General features: G+C 29.3%; 8 protein-coding genes. 7 read left to right on the forward strand and 1 reads right to left on the reverse strand.

Going from position 1 to position 12,068, the window contains the following annotated elements; translation table 11 throughout:
- Positions 1–244 precede the first annotated feature (244 nt).
- The 7 genes from bsdtw1_RS01955 to bsdtw1_RS01985 all read left to right on the forward strand — a co-directional run bounded on the left by bsdtw1_RS01955 (position 245) and on the right by bsdtw1_RS01985 (position 10,911).
- The gene (locus tag bsdtw1_RS01955; RefSeq protein ID WP_183275926.1) at positions 245–1,510 is read left to right on the forward strand and encodes a PAS domain S-box protein; all 1,266 of its coding nucleotides are present in this window, start codon (positions 245–247) and stop codon (positions 1,508–1,510) included.
- Positions 1,511–1,533: 23 nt separating this feature from the next.
- Positions 1,534–4,311 carry a sensor histidine kinase gene (locus tag bsdtw1_RS01960; RefSeq protein ID WP_183275927.1) on the forward strand — a complete coding sequence of 926 codons (2,778 nt, stop codon included), beginning with the start codon at positions 1,534–1,536 and terminating at the stop codon, positions 4,309–4,311.
- 923 nt (positions 4,312–5,234) lie between these two features.
- Positions 5,235–6,137 (forward strand): D-alanine--D-alanine ligase, encoded by a 903-nt coding sequence (locus tag bsdtw1_RS01965; protein WP_183275928.1) that lies wholly within the window; start codon positions 5,235–5,237, stop codon positions 6,135–6,137.
- A 462-nt stretch (positions 6,138–6,599) separates the two neighbouring features.
- Positions 6,600–7,262 (forward strand): phosphatase PAP2 family protein, encoded by a 663-nt coding sequence (locus bsdtw1_RS01970; protein ID WP_183275929.1) that lies wholly within the window; start codon positions 6,600–6,602, stop codon positions 7,260–7,262.
- The gene (locus bsdtw1_RS01975) at positions 7,208–7,909 is read left to right on the forward strand and encodes a response regulator transcription factor (RefSeq protein ID WP_183275930.1); all 702 of its coding nucleotides are present in this window, start codon (positions 7,208–7,210) and stop codon (positions 7,907–7,909) included. The genes bsdtw1_RS01970 and bsdtw1_RS01975 overlap by 55 nt, the downstream gene beginning before the upstream one ends.
- Complete coding sequence (locus bsdtw1_RS01980; protein ID WP_244638091.1) at positions 7,899–9,428, forward strand: sensor histidine kinase; 1,530 nt, start codon at positions 7,899–7,901, stop codon at positions 9,426–9,428. Before bsdtw1_RS01975 ends, bsdtw1_RS01980 begins: the two co-directional genes overlap by 11 nt.
- A 460-nt stretch (positions 9,429–9,888) precedes the next feature.
- Positions 9,889–10,911 carry a glycoside hydrolase family 25 protein gene (locus tag bsdtw1_RS01985; protein ID WP_183275931.1) on the forward strand — a complete coding sequence of 341 codons (1,023 nt, stop codon included), beginning with the start codon at positions 9,889–9,891 and terminating at the stop codon, positions 10,909–10,911.
- Positions 10,912–10,972: 61 nt separating this feature from the next.
- Here the strand turns inward: bsdtw1_RS01985 and bsdtw1_RS01990 are convergent, their stop codons facing one another.
- Positions 10,973–12,013 (reverse strand): M42 family metallopeptidase, encoded by a 1,041-nt coding sequence (locus bsdtw1_RS01990; RefSeq protein ID WP_183275932.1) that lies wholly within the window; start codon positions 12,011–12,013, stop codon positions 10,973–10,975.
- Between the last annotated feature and the right edge of the window lie 55 nt (positions 12,014–12,068).

The raw sequence follows: 12,068 nt of genomic DNA on the forward strand, positions 1-12,068 counted from the left end.
TTTAATGCTACAAAAATATACATTAATGATAAAAATGTGATTTATTTCTGTACTTTTTTAGAACAGGACAGTGAGTTTATAAAAAATTATTTAATTCATTATTATTTAATTAAAAACTTAGGTAAATGAAGCCAAAAAAATATAACTATATATCGATAATTGCGATAATTAAATTTTTAAAAAATGATAATTGATAGTATAATTAATTAGTAAATTACAATTTTTATAATAGGTGGATAATAATATGAACTATTTTCTACAAATACACAAAAAACTATCTAAATATGTAAAAATTAATACAATGATAATTTTTTTGCTAATCATATTATTTGCCATATCCTTAAAGGTTTTGGAAAGATATCAAGTTTACAATTTTCATGAAATTATAAATAGACTTAAATTTGTAATAATGATGATCTCTTTATTTTTTTTGTATATGTGCTTTAAATATCTTTCATATGAAGATAGAGCAATACCTATAGCTATTTGTTTTAGTTATATGTATTTTTGTTTTGAATTTATATTTAGGCAAGTTTTTACAAACTTAAATATTAGTGGATCTAATGCTAATCTCATTACAGGCATTGTTAACTATCCATTTACTATAGGTCTTACTTTAAGACCTATAATTATATTGCTCGCATTGAAGTACAGTGAAACCAGGATTTTTCATTTGAGAAAGAAAAATATTTTAATACTACTGATTGGATTATTGTTGGGGATATTCACCACTTTAGCTGACATTTATATAATATTACCTCAATGCTTGAATTTATCCGAGCAAAGAATAGTAACGACATATATAGATACTTTGCTAGTAAATTCATTTGTGGTCATAATTTCAATAATATATAATGTAAACAACAAGAATGATTTCTCCAATTTATTGGTATATTCAACTTTAATGCCTATCTTTGTAAAGTATTATGCCTTCTATTCAGGGGGGCAAAATTCTGTTTTTATAGTTGCAGCTGAAGTTGTTATGAGTACTTTACTAATCACCGGTCTAGTGTATTTCAAGATTTCATGGAATAAATTGATAAATAAAGAGACCAATTTAGTTAGAGATGGTTATGTGAGTAATGCTATAATTAAGGAGAATTGTATAGATAAAAAAATAGAAAATAGGGTGAAAGGTTATTCGAAAAATATTGAAAGTTTTATTCAATCATATATGGATATTGAAGACAACTTACAGGAGATTTTGTTTTTAGTAGACGTTTCTGGAAGAATAAACTATGCATCAAAAAAATTCTATTCGCTATCTGGATTTGAAGAAGAGAGGGTAGTTGGAGCAAGTTTTTTTACCATAACTCATCCAGAAGAAATATTAAAAGCTAGGATACTTATTAACTTAGAAAAAAGCCATACTACACCTATCGTCCATAGAATAAGAAAAAATAATGGTAACTATATTCTTGCTGAATCAATTGCTGATTACATTTTTGAAGAAGGTAATATTACTGGAAAGATCATTGTAGCAAGGGATATAAGTTATAAAAATATATGAATTATTATGGAAGGATAACAAGGATGAATCGTAAAAATGCCGAGAAGAATCTCTCATATTTAAGTATTTATATAGGGTTTACTTTTCTAATTCTTTTAGAATATGGTTCTAATATAGATATCAAAATATCAAAATCTTATATAGATGGAATGATACCAGCGGAGACTATAATTACTTTTATAGTTGCGTTTATGATTTTAATATACTTCGAAGTATCAAAAAAAAGTTATATATTATTTATTGGACTAGGCACGATGACTTTATTTGGAACGAAGTTTATTGAATGCGTTGAGCTTATGAGTAAGGGGAGTAGTGTAGTTAGTATATATAATCAAGCTTTTTTATCTACAAGATATAATATAATAAGTTTTATAATCACTGTTGGCTTTATTTACTTCCTTTATAACAATAAAGAGCTTAAGCATGTAAGTAGAGAAAGTATATGCACATATTCTGTTTTAAGTTTCTTTATAGGAATAGTATTTTACTATATAGATATAAAACTTTTATACGGGTACTTAAGTGATAGGAGTATATATTGGAGGTCTATAATGACAATAATAGATCTTCTTGGAATTCTTGTATTAGGTATTGTTTTGATAAGAAAACAAAAAGAATGCAATGATTCTATGATGAAGTTTTTTGTAACTTCAACTATGTTTGAGTTTTTTAACCATGTTTATACCTTCTGTGATTTAGGGCAGAGAACTGCGCTTATCTATTTTTCTGACATTTTTTACATTCTATCTATTTCAGCAGTTATGATTGGCATATGTATTTGTTTTAAAAATAAATATATTGATGCAAAAAAAATAATAGATAATACGAATGTCTTTAGGACTGACATGCTCAAGTACTACAAGATCTTACAAGAGATGCCAAGTGTTGTTTTTATATTAGATAAGCAAGGCACCATACGTTTTACTAATGTAGCTGCAGATGGATTTATTAAGGAAAATTATAGTGATGACTCTGTAGAAGGGAAGAATATAAGTGATATTCTACCAAACAGAAAAAATCGTTCTTTAAACAAAATAAATAAAGTTATAGATATGGAAAAACAGTGGAGTGGGGAAAGTAAGTTAATAGGAAAAGATGGGAAGGTTTTTTACTTTAATACATATATAAATGAATTTGAAATCGATGAAGATATGTTCTATTTAGGAGTTATGAATGATAATACTAACTTTATAGATATGTCGCTGCAACTACAGAAGAGTGAGAAGAAGTTTAGACAAATAACAGACAGTGTTCATGATTTGATATGTAAGATAGATATCGAAGGAAGGATAGATTACTGTTCTCCTTCCTATACTAACCTCTTTGGTGGTAACTATGAAGACTATAAGATGGTTCCTTGGGTACATAATGTAGTTGAAAATGATGTTCAAAAAGTGCTGCAAGATATGAGATTATGCTTGGAAAAAAATAAGATAGTCACAAATGAGTGTAAAATGAAATCTGGTAAGAATACGTATATTTATGTGAATTACGTTATTAATCCGGTAGAAGAAAAAGATAAAATTGATGGAGCTATTATAAGTGCTAGAAATATAACTTATAAGAAATTAGCTGAGAAAGAATTAAAAGAGAGCGAGAGAAAGTATTCTGAAATATTTAACATGTGCCCAGATATGATATATGTACTTGATTCTAAAAGCCTAAGGATTACTGATGTAAATCCTGCAATGTGCGAACTTTTAGGTAAAAGTAAAGAGAGTATTTTAAATAAATATCTAAAGCAGGTATTTGATGATATTGACTATGAAAGTGAAGTTAATATAATTAAATACTTAAATGAAGGATTGATAGTTAGGGGACATGAGATATCATTTTTGTTCTATGGAGAGTCTAGATACTTAGAAGTAAACTATTCACCTTTAATAGAGGATGGTGAACTTACAAAGATTATATGTTTAGCAAGAGATATTACTGAAAAGAAAAAGATGGTTGAGCTTAAGGAAGAACATGAAAAGGATAGAAAAAGGTTAGATGAGGCTTTACAATATGACCAATTGAAGACAGAATTTTTTGCAAACATATCTCATGAACTTAGAACTCCAATAAATGTTATATTCTCTGTTATACAAGTTTTGGATTTATATAAGAATAAGGAAGATATAACGAAGATGCCTTATGAAAAATATAGTAATGTATTAAGGCAAAACTGTTACAGATTGCTAAGGCTTATAAATAACCTAATCGATATAACAAAAATTGATGCTGGTTACCTGAAACTTAACTGTGGAGTATATGATGTAATTAAAATTGTAGAAGATATAACTATATCTGTTGTTACATATGCTGAGAATAAAGGGATAGAAGTGATATTTGATACGTTTGTAGAAGAATTATATATTTACTGTGATCCAGACAAGATCGAAAGAATAATACTAAATCTTTTGTCCAATGCTATTAAATTTACAGATTCAAATGGAAAAATTCTGGTGTTGGTAGAACAAATTGAGGATAATGTAAGAATAGCCATAAAAGATGACGGAAGAGGAATTCCAGAAGATCAGATAAATATTATATTTGAAAGATTTAGACAAGTGGACAAGTCTTTAGCTAGAGAGCATGAAGGTAGTGGAATAGGACTTTCTTTAGTAAAATCTTTAGTTGAGTTACATGGAGGAACAGTCAGTGCTAAAAGTACCTTAAATAAGGGAAGTGAATTTATAATAAACCTACCAATAACTAGAATTAAAGAGATTGAACAAACTCCAATAATAATATCTAATGAGGATACTAGAATTGAACGAATTAATATCGAGTTCTCTGATATATATGAAATATGTTAAGATATAGATAAACTACTTCATATTAGAATTTATCCAAATAAAGATTCGTAGAACCATCGAAATCTTTATTTGGAGTTTAAGGACTGAAGTAGTTTATCAGTTCAGCGGAATAGATAATCCAGTTCTATTTAATAAAACTAAGTGATATTTCTGTTAACTATTAATGGTAATATGATTATTAAATATAGATTCTATTTGGAACTAGTTTATCTATAAAACACTTCAATCCTAAAAATATGGCGATGTTAAAGCACCGTGTTGAAATTAAGTGGTTATCCATCCAATGCTTTAATGAGCTTACGCAAAGAATTAATATGATTTTCTCATATTCCATGGCTAAAACTGTAAACTCACTACGTTCGAACAGTACAGTTTTTACTCTTTATTAATCAGTCATTATTGAAAAAATTTCATATATAAAATTAAGAAAGCAAAAAGAGTATATAAAGAGTAAAAAAGTGAGAATATGTCGCCTGCCAGAATTTCTTCACATACGTTCAGAAAAGGCAGATGCGTAAAAAAATCACTAATAAAGAACGATTAGCGATTTTTTAGAGCCATTCCATCTGAGAAAATCATTTAATTCTAATAGCTCGCTCATATAGCATCTCCTTTATAACCACTTAATTTCAACAATACTCTTAAATATAGCCAAAAATATAAATTCAATTATGAAGTGATTCATCTAAAATGGAATGTCATTTTAAATCGATTGACATATTATATAGTTGTAGTTCCTTATGGAAATTAAATACAATAGCTTTAAGGAATCTGATTATAGTGATATAATTAACAAGATTTGATTTTTTTATCTACTCTTTATAAAATTACAGTCTAGATAATTTATGAATAACTTTATTTGGTTAGAGCAAAAAAGGTTACTTAAGTAAAGAGTAAACAAGAAGTTCTTTGGAGGGATTATAATGAGAGTCGGAGTTATAATGGGGGGAATATCCTCAGAAAGAGAAGTTTCTTTGAATAGCGGACAATCTATATTAGCCAATCTAGATAAGGAAAAGTATGAAATTATTCCAATAGTTATAGATGCTAAAGAAGATTTATTTACAAAAGTCAAAGACATAGATTTTGCGCTACTAGCTTTACATGGAAAATTCGGAGAAGATGGAACAGTTCAAGCAGTCCTTCAGACTATGGGAATACCTTATTCTGGGTGTGATACTTTAAGTAGTGCTGTTTGTATGGATAAGGATATGACTAAGAAGATATTAAAATCAAGGGATATAAGAACTGCACCTTGGTTTAATGTTAAGTCACTAGATGATATTGACTATATGAAAATAGATAGTTTGGGATATCCGGTAGTTGTAAAGCCTAATAACGGTGGATCATCAGTAGCTACCTTTGTAATTAAGGAAGAGTCTGAAATTGAGAATGCGGTTATTGAAGCTTTAAAATGGGATAAAGAAGTTATGATTGAAAAGTATATAAAAGGTGATGAAATAACATGTCCGATTTTGGATGGACAAATGTTTCCAGTGCTAGCTATTAAGCCTAAGTCAGCTTTTTTTGATTACACATCAAAATACTCAGATGGTGGGGCAGATGAGTTTATAGTAGAATTAGAACCGTCACTTCATAAACAGGTTGAAGAAATGGCGCTAGCAACCTATAATGCTCTTAAATGTAGTGTTTATGCAAGAGTTGACATGATAGTTAGCGAAGGAGTTCCGTATATATTAGAAGTTAATACATTACCAGGAATGACTAAGAATAGCCTTTTTCCAAAAAGTGCAGCAGGAAAGAATGTAGACTTTAGTAAGTTGCTAGATCTAATAATCGAAACTTCAATAAAAGAACGTAGTTAAGCATAAAACTTATAAAATTAAGCCATGATCTTTTTTCATTTAGGTCATGGCTTTTAACATCTTTGGGATGAATAGCATATTATCTTTACTGTAGAGATAAGTATAAAATAAAACTTAACAACCAACTTGCCAGATTTTCCTCATAGATAATATTTTTATTAAGATAATATTAAGAATTTTGTCAATTATTTATTAAGAATTAGCATGTATAATAGAAATATAGAATTAGTTGTTTGTAAGATTGCTAAGTTTAATAGTAATATTAATAGTGTGGAATTAAAGATGAAACACTTCAATTCGGAATCTATTTCCAAAACTCCTCTAGTTTCTGAGAGGAGAATTTGAAGATATAAATTTAAGTATGAAGCATTCATATATACTTTGATTTAAAAGTGTAAATTTAAATATATTATTTAATCATTAATTATAAAGATTAATTTGATAGGGATTAGGGAGATTGCTATGAGAAACAAGTTGAAACATGCGTTTTTTGTTCTGCCATACTTTGTTATAGGAGTGTTATATCAATATTTTAATAAGCCCATTAATGGTGAGGTACATAGCCTCATGACTTCTGTAGATAGAAGTATACCTTTTGTTAAGGCTTTTATAATCCCATATTATATATGGTATATTTTTATTGGGTTTGCTATTGTATATCTTTTGGTCAATAATACTAAAGAATATTATAAATATGTAATTTGTTTATGCGTAGGGGAACTAATTTGCATATGTATATACTTAAATTTTCAAACTACAGTACCTAGACCTATAGTTGTAGGTAATGATATCTTAAGTAATTTAATAAGAAATATATATGAAATAGATAGACCATATAATTGTTTTCCAAGTATACATGTTCTTACTACATCAATAACCATGATATATCTATGGAAAAATAAAGACTTAAAAACTTGGTTCAAAATTGTAATTCAAATAGTAGGGATTTCTATAATATTATCTACTTTATTTGTAAAACAACATGCAATTATAGATGCGGTTGCAGGAAGTATACTAGCCTTGAGTGTGTTTAGCTTTATAAATATAATGGAAGAGGTAGGTGTAAGATATTGGAGAAGGAAACAATACTTATCGTTGACGACGAAAAAGAAATACGAGATTTAGTGGAGATTTATCTTAAGAATGATGGATATAACACAATAAAAGCTTCTGATGGGCAGGAAGCACTTGAAGTTCTAGAAAAAAATGATGTTGACTTAATAATATTAGATGTTATGATGCCTAAGCTTGATGGTATAGAAGCATGTATGAAGATAAGAGAAGAAAGAAATACGCCTATAATAATGTTATCTGCGAAAAGTGAGGATATGGATAAGATTTTTGGACTTACAACAGGAGCTGACGATTATTTAACTAAGCCTTTTAATCCATTAGAATTACTTGCAAGGGTAAAATCTCAGTTAAGAAGGTATATTAAGTTAAATAATAATGTAATTCAAAAAAAGAAAGATAATGTTATTGAAATAGAAGATTTAACAATTAATATAGAAACACATCAAATAGATATTAACGGTAAAGAAATAAAGCTTACTCCAATTGAGTTCGATATACTAGCTCTTTTAGCTGAAAATAGGGGCAAGGTATTTTCTATAGAAAATATCTATGAGAGTGTTTGGAATGAAAGCTTTATACAATCTGATAATACAGTTATGGTGCATATAAGAAAGATAAGAGAAAAACTTGAGGAAAACCCTAGAAAGCCTAAATATATCAAAACTGTTTGGGGAGTAGGATATAAAATTGAGAAGTAAGAAATTTCTAAAGTTTAGATTTATCAGATGGGTATGGAACTGGAAGATAATGAAACCAGTTAGACTAGTATTCAAGATCTTTAAGGAAAGAATGGAAAAAAGTATTAGGTTCGAACTTGTTGTTACTTTCGGAATTTGTTTCCTGATATCACTTGTGGCGTATGGTATATCTAATGATATACTACGAGATAACTATAAATCAGCTACTCTTGTATATGATGATAGTGAAATACAGGATAGAGCTCAGAGGTTTTCTAATTATTTGATAAATACTAAGGATTTGTCTGTAACTAATTCCAGTGATATTCAAAAAAGTGTAGGAAGATTTTATGGGGCTGATGCAAATGAAAAGGTGATATTAACAGATCTAGATGGCAAGATTATATTTAAAACTAATAATGTAATCCAAAATTCAGTTGATGTCTATGCAACCATAAAATATGCTATGGACTCTTATTCTAATAGATATAATAATCAATACAGGACTGAAGGAAAAGAATTTGTAATATTTTACCCACTTAATATAAAAGATGAGAAATTATATCTATTCATTTTTGCAACTCCACAAGCTAAGATGGAATACAACCAAACATATTCTTCGAACTCTATAATGGCTGTTATCATAGCGGTGATAGTTTTTGTAACAAGTTTTATCTATATAACAAATAAAAAGATGAAATATATAGAGGAGATTTCAGAGGGGTTAAGGAAGATTGCATCAGGTGATTTGAGATTTAGAATAAATGGAAGAGGAAAAGATGAACTTAATAATCTAGCTGAGAATATTAACTACATGGCTTCTGAGATAATGAACAGAATTGAAGCAGAAAGAATGGCTGAAAAAACAAAGAATGAACTCATAACAAATGTTTCTCACGATCTTAGAACACCTCTTACCTCTGTAATGGGATATATAGGACTTCTTAAGGATGGGAAGTACGAAAATGAAGATCAGATGAAAGAGTATATGAACATAGCTTTCAATAAATCTGAAAAAATAAAAATACTTTTAGAAGATCTTTTTGAGTATACAAAATTAACTAATCAAGGAGTAAGCTTATATAAAGAACAAGTTAACTTAAATGAGTTTTTATCTCAGCTTATAGAAGAACTTATGCCTCTTTTTGATGAAAGAGGACTTAGAATACATAAAGACTTTACAGAAGAAAGATTAGAAGCTAATCTTGATGTAAATAAAATGCTAAGAGCTTTTGAAAATCTATTAGGAAATGCTATAAAGTATTCCTTTGAGAATACAAATATAACTGTAAGTTTAAAAAGAGATAATGAATATGCGCTTATATCAATAAAGAATAAAGGCGAAAATATACCAAGAGAAAAGCTCGAAAAACTGTTTGAAAGATTTTATAGAGCAGACGAATCTAGGACATCTGAAAATGTAAGTGGTAGTGGTCTTGGACTTGCTATATGCAAAAATATCGTAGAACTTCATAATGGACGCATCTGGGCAGAGTGCTACGGTAATGATATAAAGTTCTCAGTAATGATAAGATTATAGTTTCTATGCAGAAACTCTTTAGATGGATGACTTTATAATTTAAGTTGTATTTTTTAAAACTTTGCTCAGTACCAGAAGAATTTTAAAAAATAGTCTTGAATTTGAGGATATCCATCCTTTTTTATTGTAATTAATAGTTAAATTAAACTAGTACATCTTTATATAAATTTAGGTGTTCCTACGAGAGATACTATATGAACGAGCTATTAGAATTAAATGATTTTTGCAGATTAAATGGCGTTAGGAAATTGTATTGTCCGAACGTAGTGAGTTATACAATTTTAGACATTTAATCGGAAGAAATCATATTAATTCTTTGCGAAGGTCATCAAAGTATCGGTAGTAGGAGCACCTAAATTTATTATGGGTACTACGATAAAGAAAATTTTATTATTTTGTAACGTTACTTGGACTACTTTAATATCCTAATGGTATGAGTATTATTATAGTTGGAGGAACTATGCAAAATAAAACAATGTTTAGTACCTTCGGTGCTGATATAAATGAGTACAAATCAGGGGTTAATTTTGCTATCTTAGCAAGAACAGTAGACTTTCTTTATCTTAGAGCATCTGGTTCAGGCTCTGGTAGATTTAGAGTTGATGCAAAGTTTATTGAATTTGCAAGAGGCTCAAGGGCTGTAGGTATCCCAGTAGGGGCATATCACTATGCATTACCTTCTGCAGATTATGCTACAGCGGATAGTCAATGTGATGCCTTTATCGGAGTTCTTCAAGATGGATTTGGTCAAGGAGATTATGGAGACTTATTTCCCGTACTTGATGTAGAAGCGCCTACCAATAAATCTATTACAACAGCGCAGCTTGTAAACTGGGTAGATAGATTTAGAAAAAGGTTTGAAAGTAAAACAAGAAGAAGACTTATGCTTTACACAGGAGTATTTTTTGTAAATCTATATGATGATTTTAAAATAGCTGGAAAAGGATATCCGTTAAGTAATATGCCTCTATGGATTGCTATGTATAAAGAAATTGCAGGTAATCCACCTGTGCCACCAGATATAGGTGGATGGAAGAGATGGCGAATATGGCAATATACAGAAGCTGGAGATATTCCTGGAGTTACCCCTCCTGCAGATTTGAACTATGGACCAGATAGCATAGATATGCTTACGCCACCAACTGATGTAAAAGGACTTTATGCAAGAGCTGATAATAAGAATATATATGTTTCATGGACAAAGAATAAAGATAAAGATCTTTTAGGATACAATATATTTGTTAACAGTAATTATGCAGGAACTGTAGGAGTAAATGATACTTATTATGTTATACCAAAATCAAAATTTACACTTCCAGCTGGAAGACCTATAGAAATAGGTATAGAAGCATTCGATTTTGATGGAGATTTTTCAAAGAAAAGAACTAAATTTTTAATTCAACCAACAAGAAGTGATGATCAATTAGAATATGGAACTTATTTTGATGGAGATTATTTTATATTTGGAGAAGGCGAAAAGTAGAATAATTTATAGAATGAAAAAATGCCCTATTAATTTGGGCATTTTTTTCGGTGTTTATAGATTATTTAGTTTCAGAATACTTTAATACCAACTTTAAAGTTTCCACAAGAGAATCTAAGTGAGTTCGTTCATAGGCGTGAGATGCAAAAACTCCAGGACCTATTAAAGCGGTTCTTATATTCCAGCCTGCATTTACTGCTGCAGAGGCATCAGAACCATAATGTGGATATATATCTATCTTATAATTTATATTATTTTCTTTACATAGACTTACAATTTTTTTTCTTAAGTCATAATCATAAGGGCCGGAAGAATCCTTGGCGCATATACAGACAGCATATTCAGATGAATTTTGTCCAGGACCAGGTGCGCCCATATCTACAGCTATAAATTCTTTTGTGTTCTCAGGCAAACCTGCTTTAGCACCATGTCCAACTTCTTCATAAGTAGAAATGAAAAAGTGTGTGTTGTATGGAAGTTTAAGATTTTTTTCGGAAATATATTTTATTGCAGTTAATAGAACTGCTACACTAGCCTTATCATCAAGATGTCTACTTTTTACAAAACCTTTTTCTGTTATGGTAGCTCTAGAATCAAAACAAATGAAATCTCCAACGTTTATACCTAGTCTTTCAGTATCTTCCTTGCTAAATACTTTTTCATCAATTATCACTTCCATATTTGGAGCGATTCTCTTTAAATCTCTAGCATCATCTCCACTTATATGAACTGATGGTTTTATAGTTTGTATAGTACCAGTATAAGAATTACCATCTAAGGTCTCTATAGTACAGTTTTCACCATCTATAGATGTCATCATAAATCCACCAACAGGTGTAAGCTCTAAAGCGCCATTATTTTTTATTTCTTTAACCATAGCACCTAGAGTATCTATATGTCCAGAAAACACTCTATCAAAGCTTTTATCTTCTCCTTTGAAGCTTACAAGAATTGCGCCTTTATTAGTTACAGTATAATTAACATTAAGTTTTTCTAGTTCAGTTATTACATATTTACGGATATTATCAGTATATCCGGTAGGACTAGGAGTTGTTAGAAGGTTCATTAAATAAGTCTTTAATACATCTAAATCAAATTTCATTTTTCTATCCCCCAAGAAAATTTTCTATGTAGATGTACCACTTCTTAATAAAATT

This window comes from Clostridium fungisolvens (assembly GCF_014193895.1).
Lineage (GTDB): Bacteria > Bacillota > Clostridia > Clostridiales > Clostridiaceae > Clostridium_AR > Clostridium_AR fungisolvens.